General features: G+C 47.3%; 26 protein-coding genes. All 26 read right to left on the reverse strand.

All coding sequences use genetic code 11. The features are described from left to right. Nucleotides 1-266: 266 nt before the first annotated feature. The 26 genes from ACO53F_RS01305 to ACO53F_RS01430 all read right to left on the reverse strand — a co-directional run bounded on the left by ACO53F_RS01305 (nt 267) and on the right by ACO53F_RS01430 (nt 21,206). On the reverse strand, nt 267-1,757 hold the full coding sequence (locus ACO53F_RS01305; RefSeq protein WP_485137011.1) for a glucosaminidase domain-containing protein: 1,491 nt from the start codon (nt 1,755-1,757) through the stop codon (nt 267-269). Beyond that, entirely contained in the window at nt 1,757-1,996 is a 240-nt protein-coding gene (locus ACO53F_RS01310) for a phage holin (protein WP_485137188.1), read from the reverse strand. Before ACO53F_RS01310 ends, ACO53F_RS01305 begins: the two co-directional genes overlap by 1 nt. Before the next feature lie 5 nt (nt 1,997-2,001). Further along, nucleotides 2,002-2,370, reverse strand: coding sequence for a hypothetical protein (locus tag ACO53F_RS01315; RefSeq protein WP_485137012.1), 369 nt, complete (start codon nt 2,368-2,370; stop codon nt 2,002-2,004). Nucleotides 2,371-2,423: 53 nt separating this feature from the next. Next, a complete protein-coding gene (locus ACO53F_RS01320; RefSeq protein WP_485137013.1) occupies nt 2,424-2,615 on the reverse strand; it encodes a hypothetical protein in 192 nt (63 codons plus the stop codon). 52 nt (nt 2,616-2,667) lie between these two features. Then, a complete protein-coding gene (locus ACO53F_RS01325) occupies nt 2,668-3,153 on the reverse strand; it encodes a hypothetical protein (protein ID WP_485137014.1) in 486 nt (161 codons plus the stop codon). Then, nucleotides 3,153-4,862 carry a gp53-like domain-containing protein gene (locus ACO53F_RS01330; protein ID WP_485137015.1) on the reverse strand — a complete coding sequence of 570 codons (1,710 nt, stop codon included), beginning with the start codon at nt 4,860-4,862 and terminating at the stop codon, nt 3,153-3,155. Before ACO53F_RS01330 ends, ACO53F_RS01325 begins: the two co-directional genes overlap by 1 nt. A gap of 14 nt (nt 4,863-4,876) precedes the next feature. Continuing rightward, complete coding sequence (locus ACO53F_RS01335) at nt 4,877-5,401, reverse strand: hypothetical protein (protein ID WP_485137016.1); 525 nt, start codon at nt 5,399-5,401, stop codon at nt 4,877-4,879. Beyond that, nucleotides 5,391-6,443 (reverse strand): baseplate J/gp47 family protein, encoded by a 1,053-nt coding sequence (locus ACO53F_RS01340; protein ID WP_485137017.1) that lies wholly within the window; start codon nt 6,441-6,443, stop codon nt 5,391-5,393. The genes ACO53F_RS01335 and ACO53F_RS01340 overlap by 11 nt, the downstream gene beginning before the upstream one ends. Further along, entirely contained in the window at nt 6,430-6,834 is a 405-nt protein-coding gene (locus ACO53F_RS01345) for a DUF2634 domain-containing protein (protein ID WP_485137018.1), read from the reverse strand. Before ACO53F_RS01345 ends, ACO53F_RS01340 begins: the two co-directional genes overlap by 14 nt. Nucleotides 6,835-6,844: 10 nt before the next feature. Continuing rightward, entirely contained in the window at nt 6,845-8,074 is a 1,230-nt protein-coding gene (locus tag ACO53F_RS01350; protein WP_485137019.1) for a peptidoglycan amidohydrolase family protein, read from the reverse strand. Continuing rightward, nucleotides 8,074-9,054: an XkdQ/YqbQ family protein gene (locus tag ACO53F_RS01355; RefSeq protein ID WP_485137020.1), complete on the reverse strand. Its 981-nt coding sequence runs from the start codon at nt 9,052-9,054 to the stop codon at nt 8,074-8,076. Before ACO53F_RS01355 ends, ACO53F_RS01350 begins: the two co-directional genes overlap by 1 nt. Next, nucleotides 9,051-9,755 carry a LysM peptidoglycan-binding domain-containing protein gene (locus ACO53F_RS01360; RefSeq protein WP_485137021.1) on the reverse strand — a complete coding sequence of 235 codons (705 nt, stop codon included), beginning with the start codon at nt 9,753-9,755 and terminating at the stop codon, nt 9,051-9,053. Before ACO53F_RS01360 ends, ACO53F_RS01355 begins: the two co-directional genes overlap by 4 nt. 12 nt (nt 9,756-9,767) lie before the next feature. Next, the gene (locus ACO53F_RS01365; RefSeq protein ID WP_485137022.1) at nt 9,768-12,071 is read right to left on the reverse strand and encodes a tape measure protein; all 2,304 of its coding nucleotides are present in this window, start codon (nt 12,069-12,071) and stop codon (nt 9,768-9,770) included. A 180-nt stretch (nt 12,072-12,251) separates the two neighbouring features. Beyond that, a complete protein-coding gene (locus ACO53F_RS01370) occupies nt 12,252-12,650 on the reverse strand; it encodes a phage tail assembly chaperone (protein WP_338542387.1) in 399 nt (132 codons plus the stop codon). A gap of 27 nt (nt 12,651-12,677) precedes the next feature. Next, nucleotides 12,678-13,136, reverse strand: coding sequence for a phage tail tube protein (locus ACO53F_RS01375; protein WP_485137023.1), 459 nt, complete (start codon nt 13,134-13,136; stop codon nt 12,678-12,680). Nucleotides 13,137-13,146: 10 nt separating this feature from the next. Beyond that, a complete protein-coding gene (locus tag ACO53F_RS01380) occupies nt 13,147-14,430 on the reverse strand; it encodes a phage tail sheath subtilisin-like domain-containing protein (RefSeq protein ID WP_485137024.1) in 1,284 nt (427 codons plus the stop codon). Between the two features lie 21 nt (nt 14,431-14,451). Beyond that, nucleotides 14,452-14,919, reverse strand: coding sequence for a phage tail terminator family protein (locus ACO53F_RS01385; RefSeq protein WP_485137025.1), 468 nt, complete (start codon nt 14,917-14,919; stop codon nt 14,452-14,454). Beyond that, nucleotides 14,912-15,346 carry an HK97 gp10 family phage protein gene (locus tag ACO53F_RS01390; RefSeq protein ID WP_485137026.1) on the reverse strand — a complete coding sequence of 145 codons (435 nt, stop codon included), beginning with the start codon at nt 15,344-15,346 and terminating at the stop codon, nt 14,912-14,914. The genes ACO53F_RS01385 and ACO53F_RS01390 overlap by 8 nt, the downstream gene beginning before the upstream one ends. After that, nucleotides 15,330-15,695, reverse strand: coding sequence for a hypothetical protein (locus ACO53F_RS01395; protein ID WP_485137027.1), 366 nt, complete (start codon nt 15,693-15,695; stop codon nt 15,330-15,332). Before ACO53F_RS01395 ends, ACO53F_RS01390 begins: the two co-directional genes overlap by 17 nt. A gap of 2 nt (nt 15,696-15,697) precedes the next feature. Beyond that, complete coding sequence (locus ACO53F_RS01400; RefSeq protein ID WP_485137028.1) at nt 15,698-15,931, reverse strand: head-tail connector protein; 234 nt, start codon at nt 15,929-15,931, stop codon at nt 15,698-15,700. Between the two features lie 61 nt (nt 15,932-15,992). Continuing rightward, nucleotides 15,993-16,190, reverse strand: coding sequence for a hypothetical protein (locus tag ACO53F_RS01405; protein ID WP_485137029.1), 198 nt, complete (start codon nt 16,188-16,190; stop codon nt 15,993-15,995). Nucleotides 16,191-16,207: 17 nt separating this feature from the next. Beyond that, entirely contained in the window at nt 16,208-17,032 is an 825-nt protein-coding gene (locus ACO53F_RS01410; protein ID WP_485137030.1) for a N4-gp56 family major capsid protein, read from the reverse strand. Between the two features lie 41 nt (nt 17,033-17,073). Further along, nucleotides 17,074-17,652, reverse strand: coding sequence for a phage scaffolding protein (locus ACO53F_RS01415; protein WP_485137031.1), 579 nt, complete (start codon nt 17,650-17,652; stop codon nt 17,074-17,076). Between the two features lie 166 nt (nt 17,653-17,818). Beyond that, nucleotides 17,819-18,013, reverse strand: a complete 195-nt coding sequence (locus ACO53F_RS01420; RefSeq protein ID WP_314394051.1) for a hypothetical protein — start codon at nt 18,011-18,013, stop codon at nt 17,819-17,821. Between the two features lie 10 nt (nt 18,014-18,023). After that, the gene (locus ACO53F_RS01425; protein WP_485137032.1) at nt 18,024-19,745 is read right to left on the reverse strand and encodes a minor capsid protein; all 1,722 of its coding nucleotides are present in this window, start codon (nt 19,743-19,745) and stop codon (nt 18,024-18,026) included. A gap of 6 nt (nt 19,746-19,751) precedes the next feature. Continuing rightward, entirely contained in the window at nt 19,752-21,206 is a 1,455-nt protein-coding gene (locus tag ACO53F_RS01430; RefSeq protein WP_485137033.1) for a phage portal protein, read from the reverse strand. Nucleotide 21,207 lies beyond the last annotated feature (1 nt).

Below are 21,207 nucleotides of genomic sequence, written 5' to 3' on the forward strand. Positions count from 1 at the left end.
AGCGTGCATGGCCTCATCTCCTTCCCATCTTTATCTACCTATAGTATACCATAAATGCCGAATAAATAGCATTGGCTATTTTACGTTATTCCTATTATTCATATTGCGCAAAAAAAGACCCCATTCTGACCTCTTTCTAAATTTCAGGGGTCAAAATGGGGTCAAGAAGTGAAAATAAAAAAGACCCCCAGGCCGAAGCCCAGGGGTGATGTCATAAAAAGAGTCCGGAATACTGGACTTATTAAGATTGGTCTGTTTTAAGGGACCTACATTGTGCCGATTGGCTTGCCGGTCGCAGACTCGATTAGAGAACCGTCCTCGGCAACTTTGACGTCGGTATTAGACAACATAGAACCGTCCTCGGTTAAGTAATAGAGGCGGCCGTCTTTACCCTCTACCATTGTCTTAGTTTCCATGTAACCGTCACGCCCGTTGAAGTGATACCACTTGCCGTCAATCTTAACCCAACCGGTAGACATTACGCAGTTAGGCTTGAAGTGGTACTTCTTACCTTTGATCTCCTTAACTCCGTCTTGAGCGGCCCAACCTTCCTCGTCAAAGTAATAGTCGTTGCCATATTCCTCGTACCACTCGGACTTTTTGTAACTGCCGTCCTCATTCCGGAACCACCAACGCTTGATGCCATTCTCGATTTTGCTGATCCAACCAGTAGGTTGCTTTTCTGCAGTTGAGGCAGCAGAGCCGAGCAAGTGCTTAACGATAGCGCCGGCCAACTCGTCCGCATGGTTCATCATGTAGTCCGCGTCGTCTGGGTTAGTACCAAAACCAAGCTCGATTAGGCGCCAGTTAGTGCCAGAGTTAGCGGTCCGGTTAGCATTGGCGAGGTCGTCGCGTCCGGAGATACCTTTGTAGCCTTTATGGTTATAAGGAAATACTCCGATAGTTTCGGCCAATGCGTCGCGGAGCTTAATGTCATACTCGTCTGGGTCAAAACCTTTATAGACAATGACATGGCCGCCGGTCGCACTGCTGCTATTAGCCGCGTCATAATGGCACTCAACTACAATGGTATCAGAGCCATATTTAGCCGCTTGGTTGGCGATATCGCCATAAGTGTAGCAGTCGTGTTCAGAGAAGAACGCTACATTAGCACCGCTTGGCAGAGCGTTTTTAATGGCCGGAAAGAAGATATCCTCCATGTATTTATGCTCGCCTCGTGCGATATAGCCAATGGCCCCTGTGTCGAAATTACCGTCTGGCTTTTCGCCATGACCGGCTACAAATAAAATAGTTGGCATAGTTGTATAACCTCCTTGGACCTGTGGCGCAACGGCCGGCTTTGCCTCGTCGTATTGCTTCAGGTCGTAATCGTTAATAAATTTAATGAGCTTCTCGCCATAGCGTGAATCTGTGGCGTAAGTGCCTGTAAGAGCGCGCGCTTGCTCCTCCGGCGTTGTTGCGTTGAGGACTTTTTTATAGTAGTCCTTACGGTACGGAGTACTCTCAAAAAAGCTAGCATGGTCCGCGATAGATTCCTCAATAGAGGCGTAAGAACGAAAGTCGGAGTTCTCCGGCTTGAGTACGCCAGACCGCTCCTCCAGGCTATCCTTGTTGAATACCGGTCCTGTCCAAGGCGCGCTAGCCTTGATACCGAATAAGTTATTTCCGCCTCGCGCCAAGTCAGATTGGCCCCAGGCAGACTCAAGGCATGCCTGGGCAATCGTAATGCTGTTGAAAATCTTAGACGGATATTTTTGTACCAATGGCGCGATTTGCTCGATAAACGAGTTAGCCATTAGTTATCCTCCTTTGGCTTGTCATAGCCTAGCGCCTGGTTGCTATCACCAAGGCCGGCAGTAGTTGGGTCTGTGATAACACCGACCAAGACGCCAATAGCTAAGATAGTGTTGGTAATATCCGCCACGTTGTCCGGCAAGAATTTAATGCCTAATTGTTGGCTTAAGATAACCAAAAGGCCGATTAAAGCGACCCAAAAAGACTTGTGCTGCAAACGTAATTTCCAGTTGATATTCATAATATTCACGCTTCCTTCCTAGGTAATTTTTTATACTCGTCAAACAAGGCGTCGATTGCTCCGTTTCCTCCTGCGGCGTGATATCCATCGACTAGATTCACAACCTCCTGGAAGTTATCGTAGGTCTCATACCCTTGGCGAATCGCCTTTAGCATCTCCTGTCTAATACGATATCGCGTAAGATTGCGATTACCTAAGCTATTAGCCTGTCCGACTCGATGTAATTCTTGTTGGTTTGACTCTAGCGTACTCATACGCTTCAAAACTTCTGATATTTGATTGGATAGGTTTCGGTTAGATTGGACCATATCCCAAATAACTTTAAGAGCCGCCATACACGCCCCTATGAGCGCGGTTAGCTCTGTCATCTTCATTCAAATAATCACTTCCTTCAAAATTAAAAGGGGCCATATTGGCCCCTCAGTAATTAGATGTTAGGTTGTTCGCCTTCAGGCTCGATTACTTCTTCCAATTTAAGGATAGAAGCAACAAGATCAATCAGGTTCAATGTGTCTGGCACATCATCCATGGTCGCTTGACCTGTTTTGATAGCAAAGACCCAAAACTTAACAACCTCGCTGTCCGCTGTGAAGCGGTATTTCTTGCGGTGTTTAGCCATTTTATTCACCCCCTTTCCAATTAAATATCCGGTGAGTAGTAGGGAGAGAGGCTTAACGAGTTGCTTCATTATCGCCGTCATCTCCAATCATCGAGCTAACAGTCGCGTAGATTTCTTTAGTCGCCTTAGCTACTGCAATGGCGATCTGTTTCTTCATTTCCTCGACTGTCACGAGTTCTTGATTAGCTAAATCATCTTGTCCTTGGGTTTGACCTTGCAGTTCGACGATAGGTTGGTCGATAACAAAATCTGAAGTTCTTGGCTCATGCCATTCAGTCATGGCCTTATCGAGCGGTTCGTCCGTTTCGGTCATGATGTGGACCAAGGTCACGCCAATGTCGTCACCGACCTTCTCGACCGATTGGATTAACTCCGAGCAGTACCACTTTTTATCCAGGTCAATCTTGGATAAATCAATAAATTGGACGCTCGTCTCTTGCCCTGGTAAGGCGATAGAGACCTTTAGGACATGCGCGTTGTTAATCTCGTAGGAAACACGCTCGCCATTGCCAATTTGCTCCGTAAATCTAATCTTCATTATTTCCACCTCCCAACAGCAATCCAGTAAGCCCACATATAAGACCCAGCACGTCCACCGGCATTGTCTCCGACTGTGAAGCTGAAGTTTCTCAGGTTCTGGTCCACAATGTTGACGCCAGGGAGTCGCTTAAATGACTCGGATGCTGGCGATAGGTAAGGTGTAATGCTAATACCTGGATGCTTAGCAAAAGCCATAGGGAATGTGATCGTATTGATTGGTGAGTAGACTGCACCACCATAATCAATACGAGGCAGGCCCCAGCAAATCAAAGTTCCGTCTGGGAACTTAGTCCAGTTACCATTGCTGTTTTCGCCTGAAACAGGCCCGTCTTGTTGCCACCCTAATGTTTGCCCATTGGCGATCACATAGATGTAATGACCGTCTCCGAGAATCGAGTCACAATAGATGTTGGACGAGTCCTGCTTAACTACCCGCAGATATCGGTTAGTGTTAAGGTCTTTAATTACGTACAAACCATTTGGCACAGTTGAACCTTTGAGGAATGTTGCTAAATCAGTGCCTTTTGGACATTCATATCTAGCAGCACTACCGGTATTGATGCGGTATTGGTTAAGAGAAGGCACCTTTACATCGTAATCGGCCTTAAGCGCGTCAAAGTCGGTCTTTGGAGCCTGTTTGACATTGTCCACATTGTTCAAACCTACCTGTGCCTTTGTGACGCCATGAGGGTTGTTCTTGTTGCCAAGGTGGCCGTCATAGCCAGCTAGCTTAGTGTCTAAGCCTGTGATTTGACTTGTCGGGTGTGAGTGCACACCGCTAGCCTTACTATTCCAAGTTGCTTTCTCGGCAGTCGTAACGTGACGGTTATTGTCGCTATTGTGAGCGTCAAATTCCACTTTGCTAGCCTGCTTAACGTTGTCGACATTACCTAATCCAACTTGTGCCTTAGTTACAACATGCGGGTTATTATAGTTAGTCTTATGAGCGTCAAAGTCAGGCTTGCTAATCTTACCGTTCCAGTTGGCCTTGTCTTGTGTGGTGACATGTATATTCGTGTCGTTCTTGTGCATGTCAAACTCTGTCTTTGGCGCTTGTTGAACGTTTGTCACGTTTCCTAATCCAACTTGTACCTTGGTAACTCCGTGAGGGTTATCTTTTTTGAGCTTGTGCTCGTTGATAGAGGATTCGATGTTGGCAGCTTTGGACTTAAGAGCCTCTCCATCCACTTTCATAAAGACTTCTTCCTTAAAGTCTTCTAGCGCCTCTTTAACCTCATTGACCTCGGACTTCTTAGCCAATGTGGATGTTGACGGAATGTAAGTCACTTTCGCCTCGCCGTTGCTTGAAATACGGACGTTGAACTCGTAGTCGCGGACCAGGATAGCCTCCCTACTTTTAGGAATGAGGTCGCCGGCCTCGGCGCTTGTGTACATATAGAGCACTTCCGGCTCGTTGCCGACCTTGGCAAAAATACCGATTTCGGTAACGGTAAACTCTTCTTCGGCCTCGAAGTTAGTAAGCCGTCCGGCTACTCTAAAATCGTACAGTTGAGGCGCTTTGACTTGAGATACAGGCAAAGACATTTTCTCGGAGGCCAAGGCAGTAATGGCCTCGATTTTTTCAGTCTTTCGGCCAGTACCAATGCCCATGCGCGTAAATGTAATAGGCTCTTTAGCTGCTAGAGCCTTGGCTAGAGCGGCACGACCGGCGTTAGTCACGACCGGTTGAATAAAATATTTACTCATTGATTAGCTCCTTTCTAGTTAAATTTAAGTGTTGTTTCGTGGTAAGGTATCGAGGCCACAATGAATACTGGCGCTAGCATTGGTGCTTCTACATTGATACCGACGTTTAAGTGAGCTGGGATGACCGCTTTAAGATAGTTGGTAAATCGATTAAGCGAGACCTTCGGCAGCTCTCCAAGGAACCGTACTTTAACGTTTGAGCCTTCGACGGACACAAGCGATTGTACGCCTGTAAAGCTCTGTGATAGCTCTGCCAAGGTATCAGTCGATACCTTGAGCTTAGAGCTAATCATTGTAATTAAATACCGTCGTCGCTCCTCAAGGTCATTAGATACCGCCTTGAGGCTTAGAGATTTTTCCCATCGGTCGATATGTCCCTCGTCTGCATATGGCAGAAACAAGAGTGTTTGCTCGGCTTCGATAATGTCAGTGATAAGCTCTGCCTCCGGCACTTGAGCCATGATTAGAGCCTCTACTTTTTCGTCTTGGATAGGGCTAGCATTTAGCATTCTATCCTTGACTAATTTGCTATCTGACATTCAGAGTCACCTCTCTTAATTTCGGCAGAATTTCAACAGGTAATTCGACAGAGCTGGTTGTGCCATTGATTAACAAGTTATCGACGTCTTTAACGCCATGGACTCTATCAATGATAGTAGCAACCTTGTAGCTTCGGACTTCTTTTTCTTGGAAGGCCTCAGTCTTGAGATAGTTAGCAAGTGCTTTAGTGGCATCTGCTTTAATAACCTCAATCTCGGCGTCATCCTTAATTTTGATGTCCGCTGCAATCGTAACTTCCTGTGTCCGGACGCTTTGGACCGTTACATAAGCACCGATTGGCGCGACACCCTTACCGTGACCTTTTGGCTCTGGATCTAGGAAGTCTTGGAACCTCTTAACTAACTCTGCGCTAGCTTCCTCGCCATTGGCATTAGTAATGGATAGCTTGAGCGTGTTCGGTCCGGCATGTAGTGGCTGCATAAATACGGAGCCAACGCCCTCGAACTCGTCGGCCCATTTTTCGTACTGGGACAGGTTACCATTAAGAGTAGGCGTCTTAATGTACTTGGTGGCTCGTACCCTCAAGGCGTCGTCGCTTTCGATATCCTCACCAGGTACGACCACGTTGCCTAAAATGGCGCCGGAAAACTCCTGGAGTACGTCAATATTGATAAGCGAACCGTCCACGCCATTAGCCTCCTTGCCTGGCGTCTCTGCAATAAGCAGGTATTCGCCACTTGGCTTGCGCTCTAATACGCGGAAGTTGTGCGTGCTATCCACGACGGAAAAACGAGTACCAATCGGCACGGGTTCTTGGAAGTGGACCTCTCGAATAGCCGAAGTAGCCGGCAAGCGAGTCACGCCGAACTGGGCCGCTAGACGCGTCAAGAAGTCGCCCTCTGACGTATCTAGGAAGAATTGGCGCTCCATGTCCTCTAGTTGCGCGTATTGGATGGCTAGTTCTTGCGCTAGAGGCGCGCATAGGTTCCATAAGACGGAGCCTTGACGCTTGTCGTACTTGTCCGGAAATCGCGCCAGGACGTCCGCCATGATTTCGTCATAAGTCTTAATCTTTAGCAAGTTGCACCTCCCCGTTCAATGTTCCTAGTTTGCTCTCAACCACAAAGGACACATGCAATTCGGAGCCTTTGACTTCATGCTCGAAGCTATGGACGTCGTTAATTCGGTCGTCCTCCATAAGCGCCTCTTTGATTATGCGGTTGATATCGGCCTTTACAAAGTCCATTGGCTGGCCTATGTACTGGTCGAACTCGACTCCGTATCTGTGATCGTAAATAGATAACGAATACCGCTCTGTGGTTAAGATATGATTGATTGTTTGCTTCAATGCCTCTAGCCCGTCTATCTCGCGGTAGATATTGGTCTCGTCGAGCGTAAGCGACGGTTCTATTGGCTTTTCGGTGATTACTTCAGTCACTTGACTTAGCAATCGATTAATGTCATTTGTCATTGTGCACCTCCTAAATCTGCAACCGGTAATAGTGAGGTGGCGACCCCATCCAACCGGCGGCCGGAGTGATTGCAATACCATTCTTAGAATAGGTGCAGTGGATAATTCTCTGATTGTCGATAAATACGCCAGTATGACCGGCAGCATACGAAGAATAGCCAGGTACGCCAGAAACGAAGATATCGCCTCGGCGGACCTCTGACCGGCTAATCTCCTTGAGCAATCTGCCACGCATACCGAATAGCGTTTCAGTCGAGCCTAATGGGGTACCGGCCGGCACGATACCGGCATGCTTCATGGCACTGAACACCGCACTAGAGCAATCATAAGAGTACGGACCGCCACGAGCGGCCATGGAATAGGACACCTTGCCCAACTTCGATTGGAACCAACCAATCATAGCCTCTAGCTTTTCGTTAGTGCCTGTAGCATTGGCTGGCTTGAGGTCGTCAAACTTCTTGAGGTCGTAGGAGTTAATTATCCTAATCAACTTGCCGGCGTAGGCTGTGTCGGTAGCGTAAGTGCCTTGTAGGCCATAGCATTGAGCCTCTGCTGTCGTAGCGGATAGCACGCGAGCATAATGGCTCTTGGCCCAGGCAGAGTCAAAGATAGCTTCGTGGTCTTTGACAGAATCTTCCATAGAGTCATACCACCGGAAACCGGCTTGTATCGTGTACAGGCCACCGCTTCCGTTGTCCTCTTGCGTGGATAGATTAGTCACTTTACCAGTCCAAGAACTGCCGGCCTTGATACCGAACCAGTTATTATACTTGAGGGCTAGGCCACTACCTTTGTTTGTTGGGCTTAGGCCACTCTCAAGCATAGCCTGGGCGATAGATACCGAGGCTTTGAGGTTGCGCGCGTACTTAACGCAGAGCCGAATCATTTGTTCCATGAATTTGAGGCGGTCTGGCACGTCAAAGTTAACGGTCGTGCCTAAGTTACCGTAGAGCGTCTGGCCTATCTTCTGATACTCATAACCACCACTAAATACATAGTAATGGCCCCCTCCGTCTTGTCGGAACATGAATACTTTCTTGTTCAGATACTCGGAGGTTAGCTTACCTCCCCAAGTGATAGTGAATAGTTCCTCTGGGATAACAAGATTGTTCTTGTTGTCAATCGCTATTTTCGGAGGATTGATACTAACAACCGTCCCAGTCGCCATTGTCGCCGGCTGCATGTTGGCGATAGTTTTTTCAATGAGTTTCTTAATAAGCTCGATATCAAAATCTGCCATTAGCTAGCCCCCTCTCTCGGTATAAATAGCTTGCACTCCATGCTATGACCGGTAGCGTCTACCTTGTGGTTGACCTCGTCTAAGAGATACCAACCATGGAGATTGATTTCCTTTACGTCCACATAGACTGCTCGACCGGCTCTAAAGTCATAGTCGCCAACTGAAAACGATAGTGTAACCGTCTCGCTAGGCTTGGACTTTAGCTTGAGGTACATTTCGGCCATTTGCTTAATCTGTGCCTCATTCATTTTTTCGTCGACCTTTTTATAAAATTGGAGAATACCCCACTTTTTTTGAAGGTTCGAGTCGTACTGGATATAGACGTCACGTCGACCGGCTTGCTTGTTCTCTTGGACCAGTTTTACCAGGTTAGCAGAGTCCTCGATTGAGCCTTCCCATGAGAAGTCAGAGATAATCGACGCGTCTGCTAGGACGGTCCGTATTCTCATGTTTTCCGGCATATCGAGTCTTAGCTTGCCAACGTCATCCCAGAACACTGTCATGCGGCCAGTGTTGATGATGGTCTGGTCTTGGCACTCTTGGATAATGTCAATGGCTGATTTGTCCTCTTTGAGCAGAGTTGGCAGCTTGATGTTGGGCGCATTGAGCGCGCCGACGTCCAGGCTATAATCATTTGCTATCATCTTAACGACGTCTGCTAATGTCTTGTCCTTGATGACGTAAGAGTTATTGCGGAGCAGATACTTTAGCTGGTCGTAAAAGACTAACGTCACTTGGTTCTGCTTGGCTCTCTTGACCTTAAACAACTTACCAGCAAATAGGTTAGTTGAGTCGGCTTGGTAGACGATAACAGAGCCATAGTCAAAGGCTATGTCCGTCACTAGCTCTATTTCTAGGCTAGCTGGCGCGCCCTTTCGCTTGGTCTTCCAGTTGACTGTCTTAGTGACAGGCGCCAAGTCGTAGATGTCGCCACCGTTGATGTTTTGGACGATTAAGGCGATTTTCTCTAAGGCACTCATGGTATTAAGAACACCTGTCCAGGATAGATCCAGTGAGGATTCTTAATCTTGGACTTATTCGCCTCATAGATTTTTCGCCATTGCGAACCGTCGCCATAATACTTGCGTGCTATCATCCATAGGCAATCGCCCCATACCACAGTGTGATAGCGTTTAGGCGCCTCTTTCGGCTTAGGTGGAGTAGTTGCCGGTCTTTGAGGTTGCGGAGGAGTTACGACCGCAGGTGGTTTCTTCTCCGGCTCCGTTGGCTTAGGCTTAGGCACTTCGAGCTTACGAGGCGCCAGCTTCTTCCACTCCAAGAACTTGATTGTGTACTTGATGTCCGTCTCGTAACCAAACGATGAGGACGTCTTAAAGTCGGTAATCAAATATAGTTCGTTCACGTTGGCGTTCTTCATGTTGGCGCCAAACATACCAGTGAGGACGACCCTCACCGGTGTATTTGACTTCTTCCAACGTCGTAGCTTGTCAATGATCGTCAAAGCGTCGACGCCATTGGAAATGTAGTTACCGTCTTTAACAGTTGGCAAGAATGACGTGATAGAGAACGTCACAAGGCTTTGATAGCCTGGGATAGGAATTTCCCCGGCACTCAACACCTCAACGGTCTCTATCTTTTGGTTCTCGTCAATCGAGATTTCTTCAGGCAGGACAGGTAACTCAAAGAGTGTTCCGTCCTCGCCTTTAATGTAAAGTTTCATGGTCTACCTCCTTTAGTTATGAAGCAGACCGCTTGCTTGGTTCTCGACCGCGTCAAGCAGTTGGTCGTTGAACTTCGCAATAAAGTCTTGCGTGTCTCTATCGTCTTTAACCTCAAGGTTATTGACGATTTCTGGCTTAATCGTGATAAAGTTCTGTTGCCATTTCATCTCGGCCACATCTTTTATCAGCTTCATGTACTCGTCAGACAAGCCAACTTCGTCGACCTTGTCAAGCTTACCGCCTTTAGGACCTTTGCCATTTCCACCACCGAGCATTGAAGGGTCAAATGGTGTCGCACCACCGACCCCACCGAGTCCAGGGTCGCCTGGGTTAAGTGGGTTGTGAGCACCGATATTCATGGCGTTATTGACCTTGTCCAAGATACCTTGGACGCCATTAACAATACCTTTACCAAAGCCTTTACCGGCATTGTAACCGTCAGTGACCGCAGAACCAATGTCGGCGAATGAGCCTCTTGGGGCGGTCCATAATTGAGAGCCTTGTGGCTTGTCACCAGCTAGGCCTTTAGCAATGCCTTGCATACGCTCTAGCTTAGCAGCTGCCCCTTTGACCGGTGCAGCCATGGCGTCGCCCCATGCCTTAGCAGAGCTAGCGATACTAGACCGCCCAAGCGATACGTTGGTTAGAGCGCCAATATTGACGCCAGGTATCTTATTGACCGCTTCAATCATGCCATTGATACCGCCGATAGCCTTGTTAATCATGTCCTCGATACCACCAAGAACAGCGTTAATAAGACCGTCAACGACACCGCCAGCAGCCTCTGCCATCTTCGCGACGCCTTTGCCTATGTTGTACCAGAGTTGGTTCATTCCATGGCCGAAGTCGTTCCACTTCTCAAGCAAGAAGTTAATGACGTCGATAAAGATGTTAGCAATCGTCTCGGCTATCGTGCCTATGACGACTAAGAAGCCCCACCAAAGCGTCTTGATGAAATCAACCCCCATGATAAAGGCGTTGACAATGGCCTCGACCACCGTCACGACGATATTCCAGATAGCGATAAAGATGTTAAATGCTAACGCTGCTAGACCATACAAGGCAGCGCCGATAATTCCGAATACTAACTCGACTGTCTCGCCGACGCCGATAGTAGCGACTGAAATACCAATCAGAATTGCTATGACGATTAAGCCGATAGCCACGATAGGGTTAGCCGCAACTAACATGTTGAATACCTTAACGGTTGTATTCAAGGCTTCCCAAGCAGCGCGAATAGCTTCGATTATCCGCATAGCTAGCATATATCCATATACGACCGCTAGTGCAGCCGCGATACCAGTTACAATCGGTCCAATCGTACTCCAATTAGAAGCGAAGAATTGATAAATGCTAACTACTGTATTCCATACAATTCCAAGGATTTGAGCCAGGAACATGACGCTCCAAACTAGTGCGTCAATCGCTACTGTAGCAGCCGCCGCGAATTGCTTAAACTCGTCAGACCGCAGAGCTTCCTGGAGCATTTGGAATACTGGTTGCAATCTCATTTGGAGATAGTTTAAGAACGTCGTCCATGCCTGACCAATGGTCATTGGCACTTTGGAGAACTTACTCTCGATATCCTCGGCAGCAGCAAAGATAGAGTTTTTAATCAATTCCGAGGTAATCTTGCCCTCGGCGGCCATTTTCCGAAGCTCCGCTCGGCTGATGCCGGCGTACTTTTCAATGGCTTGTAAAATCATTGGCGAGTTCTCGGAGATAGACCGAAGCTCGTCGCCTTGCAGTCGTCCACTAGCCATAGCCTGGGTCAACTGAAGCATGGCGCTCTTTTGCTCCTCGGCACTAGCACCTGCAACCGTAAATGACTTGTTAACCAACTCTAAGAATCGGATAGATTCGTCATTGTTCTTGAACACTCCGTTAGTTAGCATGTTTAGCTTGGCAACTGACGCCGCCATAGCTGTATACTCGGCTCGCGACCTTTGCGCGGTCCTGTATATCTTTTCATTGAGTTGAGCGGTCGTTTGCGAACCGTCATTTATGAGGTTTAACCTGGCCTGGATACTAGAAAAAGTATCGGAGGCCCCGAATAGCGCCCGTAGCGCCCTAGTGACCGCCTGTATAGCAAACAGGGCAATGACATATCCTTTGAACTTGGCCCACATATTCGCGACTTTACCGCCAGCCATCTGAGCGGAGTTACCCATTTCGATTTGCGCTGGTGCGATTTTACGCGTGTTTTGGTTCATTCTTTCAGCAGACCTAGCTACGCGCTCTTGCGTATTGGCTACCTTATTGAGTGTCCCAGTTATGCGGTCCGTAAGGCTAATCGCTGTATTGATACCGGCCACTTACTCACCTCCTCTTTCTTTCGATGTCTTTTCTTTGTTCGTCCAGACTTTCACCGTAGATAACCAAAGAAGCCGCGAGGAATGCTTTTTCCTCACGGCTCATTGACACCCATCGACTAGGCAATACATGGAATTTATGGAGGGCAGCATGAGCTAGTCCGCTCTCACTGTCCTCTCTGATTAGTTTTTTGCCTCGTCCACCAAATCGTCAAAGTTATCTAGGCCACTCGCGTTAGAGATTGCCTCTAAGATTTTCAGGTGATCCGCGAAAGTGAACATTTCGCCGTATAGGTCCTGTTCGCCACGGACCCCATAAGACTCTTGTAGCTCCGCATTTTGCAAGTCTGGAACGACAACGGACGCGCTACATAGCAAGTTGTTAAACTTGGACATGTCTAGCACGCGCTCTTGACGTCCTTTGCGACCTGGCTTATTGACGTAGCACTTGTCCTGGATAGCGTCATACTCGCGACCAGAAATGATACGAAGCTCGATATGCTCGTCAAAGCTTTCAAGCTTCAGTTTGATGTTTTCGGTTTTCTTCTTGTTCTTCTTCAAGAACGACTTGATAGATGTCATGATTGATTATCTCCTTTTTCGGTTAGTCTAGGCTTGCTTAAATGTCTCTAAAATCTCGATGTCGTTGAAGCTAAAGTCAGTTTCATCTTCTAGGACGTTGTTTTCGCCTGACGCCTTGAATAACAAGGCTTTCTCGAAGATGACGCCTTTAAGGACACCGGAGTTTCTGCCAGCGTGAGAAGTTGGGTCGTCGTTGGCATACTTGATAGATACCTCCGGAATTTTACCCTCTTTGACATAGTTCGCGACGATATTGCGGACCGCTGGGTTTTGATAGTAGAACTTAACGCTCCCTGTACCCTCTGCCCCAACTACCTTTTTACTCGTCATGCGTTGTCCGAGCGGTGTAACGTCGGTTGTCTTTAACTCAACCTTGGCTTCCATTTCGATAATTTCAGCAAATGGAATGTTCTTACCATCAACGGTAACGAACACTGTCCCTTCCTTGGAAGAGATAGTGTCGTTTTGATTCATTAAATTTGGCATAGTTTACCTCCTATTTTACTTCTACTGTCACGTAGAGTTTTTCCATAGCATCGGCTAACTTAACGCCAAGGGTTACCAGGATAGCCTCTTTTTGAGAACCTTCCATAACCTTGATGTCGTCCGCACTATAGGTTAAAGCACTTTGTGCCACGAGCGGGTCAAGCACTCGCACAATCAGATGCTGTTTGAATAACTCGCGTCCGTCAATGTCGTTGACTACTTGACCGACGAAGTTCTCAACGAACACCGCTTGGATAGCCTCGCCGATAATGTCCATGGTACGCACTAGCTTGTTCTTTTTGAAGTCGTCGTTCTGACCGTCAAGAGGCGTTACAAGTGTGTTGACGTCTTGTGCAATCAGTACGCGGCCGCGGAACATGCGGAATACAATGTTGCCTTTTTCGATTGCTTGAGCAAGCTCTTGTGGAGTCTTAGCGTCGCAGTCGATAGCGCCAACATACTCGGCGTGTGTGAGGCTCTTAGAGCCGGCAGTCGCAGATAGAGCAGCCACTCGATAGATAGCCTCTTTAGAAGACAGCTTCGTACCGTCGGCCAAGGTTACACCGTTGTCGACAGAGATAATGCCTTCGTTGTTGGCCTCAGCATAGTTGTTGATGACTGCCACGATCGCGCGACCTTCGTTCCGCCACTCTTTGACTGCGTCAACAAGTTTCTTCTTGTCGTCGGCTGTGTCAGTGCCATAAGCCACAACGCGGAAGTCTTGTTTGGATAACTCGCTAATAAACTTCTCGACTGATGTGTCAATCGTGCCGTCTACACCACCAGCAAGCTGAATTTGCTTAGGTGGTCCAGCTGGTGGCAAGTTACCTGAGAAAGTGACATAGTCGTTGGCTTTTGGATACTCCCCTGTTTTGAGTGTTTGAGAGTCAACCTCAACTCGATTAACGAGTGTACGCACTACTGACTCGCCTCCAGCTGTTCCAGCCATTACCATGATGTTATTACCGTCTGCGCCCTCTTTGACCGCTGTAACAGTAAATTCTCCGGACGTGCCGGTTGCCTTAACACCGCCACTAACCGCTGGAACGTACACCAAGACTTTGTTAGCCACTGCTAATGCCTCGGCAACTAGGTTTGATTTAGCATTAGGTCCGAAGAACTTAACTAGGTCCTCGCCTTGGTGGATTGTGTGGAAGCCAGGCGCTGCTAAAGTTTGACCTTGTAGCATTAAAGCCGGGATACCCTCGCCGGATACCAAGGCTTTTTGCTCTTTACGGGCCTTAAAGTTCACGTATGCACCAGGCAGACGCTTATTTTGTGTTGTCCACGTCATTTATCATTACTCCTTTATTGTTTATTTGACCTTTAGCTTGCGCTCCAGGCCTTTTATTTGAGGGCTGTCATCCTCTGTTTTAACTGCCACTGTACCAGCCAGAGCATCCATTTTGGTTGTGTCTGATTTAGCCATGACGTGATGGATATCAATCGTAAAGCTAATCGTTAGCACCTCGTCGTTGTGCTCCATGTCCAAATTATGGATATGATGCTTGCCTTGGAGGTACTTCCACGTACCAGAATAGAACTCTGCCATAACACCTTCCATTTCCGCCCTCTTATCCTCGCTCTCACGCGGATAGTATGTAAGGAATAGGAATAGATGGGTTAGCATTTGGTCGCCCACCAGACGCATGTGAGTGGCTTTTTTTGCGTTAATAATAAAACAAGGTAACGACAAACCTTGCTGAATCGGTTCATCGTATACCTCTGTGTCGTTGAATCGCTCGCGCAGTTGAGCGATTAAGAGATTCTTTACGTTATCCAAGGTTCTTAAACAACTCCTCTGCTAATTTTTTTTCCATTTTTTGAAGATATCTCGGCATCTTCATCCTTATGTCGTCCTCGGTTAGCTTCATCATAAAGCGTCCCTCGACCCAAAATTTTGAGTTAATTCGAGAACTCTTTTTGCCCTTCCCTTTTCGGGTTCGGTGTCCATCTTCAACAAAGCTGGCATAATCTACGCTATCGAATACCTCAATCACGTAATCGTCGCCTTTTCTTTGTATTTCACCAATTTTCCAACGATCTTTGAGCAACCCAGTTTTTTCAGGCGTCTTTCCCTTTACTACTGTGAGAAAGTCTAACGCAATCTCCTTTATAGTTTCTCGGATAAGTTCGTCCACAATTTCTTGCGCTCTATCTACTCGATTGTTGAATTCTATGATTTCTGAATAATCATATCCATCCGGCACGCTCTATCACCACTTCCTGATGAGTTGGATAGACGAAAGGCTCATTTGTAGCGGTGTACTTAACGTCGCCAATCAATAGCTGGCTTCCGGCTTTGATTTCGATATCAGGCTGGCAGAATAACTTCTCGACTACTTCAAGCTTGTTGGCCTCGTCAATCATAGTGTTGTTGAGCCTTTGGACAGATACGCGGCAAGGTATGTTGGCCTTGCCTTGTACTGGTCCGAATTTAGAGCCTGTGGCGCCATTTGGCTTGCGATAAGACGTCTGTTCCATAACCGACATGGTCTTGTCGTAGGTCCAATCAATGGCTCCACGCGCCTTGGATAAGACGTGGTTAATCTTAGCCATGGCTACCACCTCAAGCGGCGGAACTCGTTAAGTTCGCCCTCAAAGTCTCCCATAAGGCTGTTAAGTGCCTTAGTGGCCGCGTCGATATCAAAGCTAACAGACGTGTCTCCAACCTTGATTGTCTTAGCCTCACCGTCTAAATGACCTGTGGCCTGTCTTAGTGCGAGGTCTGCCATACGTGCAATCGTATAGTCTAACTCGTCCGGTATTTCCTCGATATTGCAATAGTTGAGCACTCTCTGGACTAACTCCGCAAGGATATAGTCCAGGTGCTCGTCCTCTGCTAATTCAAGGTTATTATTCAGCCTCAGTCGGCGCTTCGTTAGCAAGGCTAGGCTCGCCAATTTCTGCTGGAGCTTCAGTTTCTGTTGCTCGTTCATCTTGTACGACCTCCCAACCGCTGTTCTCAAACGCGCTAATCATTACGTCGTTTGATAGCACTTGCTCTTGACCGTCCTTGGACAAGAGCACTTGACCTGTTTCTAATTTAGCCATGCTAGCTACCTCCTAAATTAGGCTTTCTTGTGTACGTAGATAGCTTTCTTCTTGCTATCCAATACGAAAGCGTCATAGCGAACGCGACCCTCTACCAACTTACCGTTGATACCTGGAGGGTTGTCATGGATCTTGTAGTCTTGCAACTTAACTGGCGCAGTTGTAGCCACTGGGTGGGTTACGAAGAACTCAACCTTATCTGGTAAGTAGCTCGTAGGAACTAAGACGATAGCAACACCGTCGATTTCCCCTACTTGGCCCTTGATTAAGGTTTCTTGTGCCAAGTCACCGGACTTGATGAACGCTGGGTCTAACTTGATATTCTTGTAAAATTGAGGGCCTACATAAGCGATACGGCCAACAACTGGCACTTTTGAATCAGTCAAGGCAACTTGAGCGTCTAAGAATGCCTCATAAGCATTGGTCTTAGTAATAGCTGCTGTCTTGACTTGAGTAGCGTCTGCACCGGCTACAATCTTCGCGAATCGGTAGATGTCAATCTCTGGAATGACAACCTCGGACAACTGACGTGCTAAAGCCTTACCGGCCTCCATAACGCCTTGAGTGTCTTGCTCGCTCTTGCGGTCGATTACAAAAGTAAATGAGCGGTCTTTGGTTAACGTGAGCGTTTGAACGGTGTTCTCCAAGTCTGCCGCAGTACCGTAGCGAGTCATGCCGGTTGTCTTGTAGTCATTCATGCCGGCGGTTGGTACGGAGTAGACCTTAACGGTGTCCACGCCCTCGAAATCGTAGTTTTGGTTGACTGCTCCATGAGATAGAGCCTCGCGAGCAAAGCGCTCGTCTACTTTAGGACTAAATTTTTGTGCATAGTTTACTGGCATAATATTTACCTCTTTCTAAATAGATTTGATTTGATAGTGGCTTATACGCTGTCGAATCCGGCTAAGAATAGCGCTTCATCACCAGACGGAGGCGTTACTTGTGGCGTTGGTTGTCCGCCAGCCGGTCTCGCTCCGTTAAACGACGGATTAGTTCCTGTATTGCCTTCTGTTGGAATAAACAGGAACGGTTTTGACTCGGATAGGCCTTTAAGCTGCTCGTCTAAGCCTCCTAATTGGCCTTGCTCGTCAATGGTTAGCTTCGTACGGTCTAGCAAGCCTCGGACGATACCGGCGTCATGTACTTTACCTGTTAGGGCCATGTCCACCGCGTGGTTTAGATTGGTGTCCTTGATTTGCTGTTCGTAGTCAGCTTTCTCTTGTTTGTACTTGGACTCTAATTCCTCGTACTTCTTAGTTAATTCGGCGTTGTCTTCCGAGCCTTTCTTGAGCTCTTTAATGTCCTTGTCACGGGCCGCCAACTGGGTCTCTAATGCTTTCTTGCTCTCCTCTGCAGCGGACAGTTTAGCATTTACCTCGGTTAGCGATTTGCCATGCTCGGCCATTACTTTCTCAATCTGCTCTTCGGTCAAGCCTAGAGCGCGTAATTCTTCACGCTTCATAAAACATCTTCCCTTCGTTTTTATTCGGTGTTACGGCACCGGAGAAATAAAAAATAAGCAGTTTATGCCGTCATGCTCAGGACGGTTGACCGTAACGCTGGTCTGCGAGATATTGGATCACCTCCGTTTTTTGGGCAAAGAAAAAGCACCTCGAAAGGTGCTAGAATTAGGCGACCATACGACCAATGAGTTCGTAGGCCTTTTCTTCTGTTATTTCATCGAAATCGACGTAGTCACTTACAAGGATTTTATCAAACCAGTAAAAGCTAGCTTTCCATCCACCATCAAATACATACATAGTATCAACATCAAATTTGAGTACTTTAGGATTTTCACTTGTAGTCACATAGTACTTTTTCATTTTAATCACCTTACTTCGATTCGATATTTTCTATCCCTCTAGGCGGATTCAGTTTATTACTTAAATTAAACATCTTTTTGCTGATGCTTGCTCTTTCTTCATCACTAAGCCCATCCTTACGGAACTCTTCATAAAGCTTATGCAACTCACCATTTTTAAGGTCAAAGCTTTCTTTGGTGTGATATTGCATTTCGAATAGAGTACCGTCTTTTTCCAAAGTCGTGTTAACTCCTTTGTATGGAGATGGTAGTGGCCAAGTATTCTTCACTTTGATTATACCATATTCTCCGGAATTTAAAAGCCTATTCATAGTTTCATAGTTTTCTACAAATGACTCACCGTCAAAAATTGTAGTATACCTAAGGACGTCGCGAATTTTGCTAGCAGCTTCCTTTAGGCTTATCCCCTCATTGATTGAATCAGAAATAATTTTACGAGCTAGTGATTCCTGCGACTTCAGACGAAATTCGAGCCCGGCCAGATAACCATCAGACTCCTTGGCCATCCTTTTCATATCTTTAGTTATGGCCCTCTCAACCTTAGCTATCTCAGCCAATTTTTCTTTACTCAAGGCATCCGCTTGGTGTTTGTCAGGTTCGGATGGCGAATTACGTATAGCCTGCACCTGTTCCACAGTTTGCAGACCATACTTCTCGCTCAACTCTCTCGCCCGGTCTGCATACATTTGCACGACCTCGTCAAGCGACGGCTTGCGACAAGAGGTAGATTGACCGTCCTGGTCTAGCTCATCACTAGAATCATCAGGCGAACCATAGCCGTGAGATCCCAAGAATTCAGACTCTTCCTCAGGCGTTGTCGGTATAATCTTGCTCCGACAGTGCACATGAAAAGGCGGTGCGGTAGTCCTTGGTGCAAAATCATCCATGAGATAGACTTTGTTGTTTTGGTGTCGGCAAATATCTGACGTCTTGGAGTCCAGGATAGCCTCAATCTTATACGTCTTGGCTCCCAGCGCCTTATACATATCATAGTTTGCCATGGTGTTGTAGGCAGTCATTTCAGTTCGGACCAGGCGCTCAACATTATGTCTTGCTACGCCTGTCCGTTTGCGGAGTTCCAGGACCGTCTTGTCGAGACTCCAACCGCCAGTTAACGCCTTATCCAATGTTTCTCGAATTGAATTAAAGTGTTCTTGCCCTTGGGTCCATACCCGGCTAGAAAACTCTTTCCCTGACCATTTAGACGACATCCGACGAAGAATCAGGTCATCATTAAGTTTGATAGCAGGTTTGATAGATAATATGCCAGCTTGCGCCATATCCTTACCTACCTGAGCAGCGGTCTTGATATAGCCACTAGCGAGCCCTTTGCCAACTGTCGCTGATATCGCCCCAGAGCTGGAATACACTTCCCTCGTCTTGCGCTGTATCTCGTGAATCATCGCTTGCTTGCGAGAAATGCGGTGACGATAAGACAAGGCATCTAACAATGCGGGGTCAGTCTTTGGATCTAAGGCCATTTCTCTGAAGCGCGCCAGGTTGACGTTCTGAAATTCTTTTAGCTCATCGTCTGTCAGGTACTTCATCGCATCAGCCTGGGTCATCCGGTTATCGTGAGCATACCGTGAATAGAAAGTGTGAATTTCTTTGACCAGGTCATCTTCAAGGATGGCCAGCTGGTCATTGATTCGCTTAATTGTTTCGTCTTCGGTTGCTCGCATAAGAGAGTCTTGGAGTGACGCTCGTTTCAGCCAGTAGTTGTGGCTAACCATCGATTATCACTCCTTTTCTTTTGGCTCTTTATCCTCTTCCGGTGGGTGGTCGTGGCTGTGTCCGAAGTCATAGCCTAGGACTAACTCGGCCTTTTCTTCTTCCTCGGCTAGGCGCTCCTCGACCTCCGGACTGTACCAAGGGTGCTGCTCGCGGATAGTCCGAGCGTCTAAGATACCGATAGAGTTGCGCGCGTCCTGGATAGCCTCCGATTCGTTTGTGATCGTGTCGCGGTTAAAGATATAGCGGAACTTCTCCAGGTCCACCTCTCGGCCGGTCTTGTTCTTGATATCATTGGCAACGAACCACATAAACAAGCGGATAGACGCCTGTAACTCATTCTCGAAGTCGTTAGCGTCGAGGTCTAGCGATAGATAGCGCCACTTGAGAGCTTGCCCACTAGCATTGCCCAGGTTCTCGTCCTGGGTGTCAATCGCTCGGCTTGCCTCGTATAACATTTTACGGTTGCGCGCAATCTCCGACTCAACCGACTCTGTCTTGATATCGGCCTGGAGCTTGTCAACTCCTCCGCCTCCGTCGCGAATCTTGATAACCTTGTAGAGGTTTAGTTGGCTTAGGAATGTCTCTAACTCCTCGCCTCCGTAGCCCTTAAGGATATAAATAAACTTAGGAATGTCGGCCAGCAAGTCGGCATTAACAGAGGCTTGCATTTCGATGTTGTCAATGATTGACTTAACTTGCTCTAACAAGGACTGCTCTTGCTCGTTGTACTTGAATACCACAAGCGGCACTCGCTCCCAGTTGTAGCTATGGACTTGGCCTTGCTCGTCCTTGTAGCGGAAATGAGGCTGTACGCCTTTATAGGCGCTATTCTCTACTAGCTTGCCTTGCTTTAGCTTGTAGTACTTAATACCCTCGCCGTCCCAGTATTCAACGTGAATCTCGGTCTCTTTTTTACCGCCAATCTTATAAACGACTTGCGGATAGATACGGAGAAACGCGTCAACGATAGTCCGTCGCTCGTCGGCATAGAACGGAATGATTTGTTGACTCGGCACTTTGTACAATCGCAAGGTCCCAGTCTCGTCGTAGTAAGGAATACCATAGGCGATACCTTTGATAATGGCCTCTCGTCCGATAGCCTTAATCTCTTTTAGGAGACTCTCGTCAAAGACCTTGTCCAGTGCCTCCTTGATTGCAACGTCCTCTTGGTCGTCGCCCCCATACATAATCGTCGGCTCCTTGGCTAGTAGATAGCCTGTCTTTTGGTCTACAATCTTTCTGAATAGTCCAAGGCGCAGTTGCGCGTTGTTCTTCCAGTCAACATCCTGTTTCTTGTTGATAATGTCGGTCTCGTTGTTGTAGTACTTTTCGGCAGCGATCATAGTGGCCTGTCTCTTGCTAATGACATGCTCGCCAATCTCGATTTCGAGTATTTCTTTCTCTGATAACTCAAGAGCCACAAGAGCGCGCTCCTTGAGCCAGTCAAACCATTTTGCCATT

The sequence above is a fragment of the Abiotrophia sp. genome (assembly GCF_057275535.1).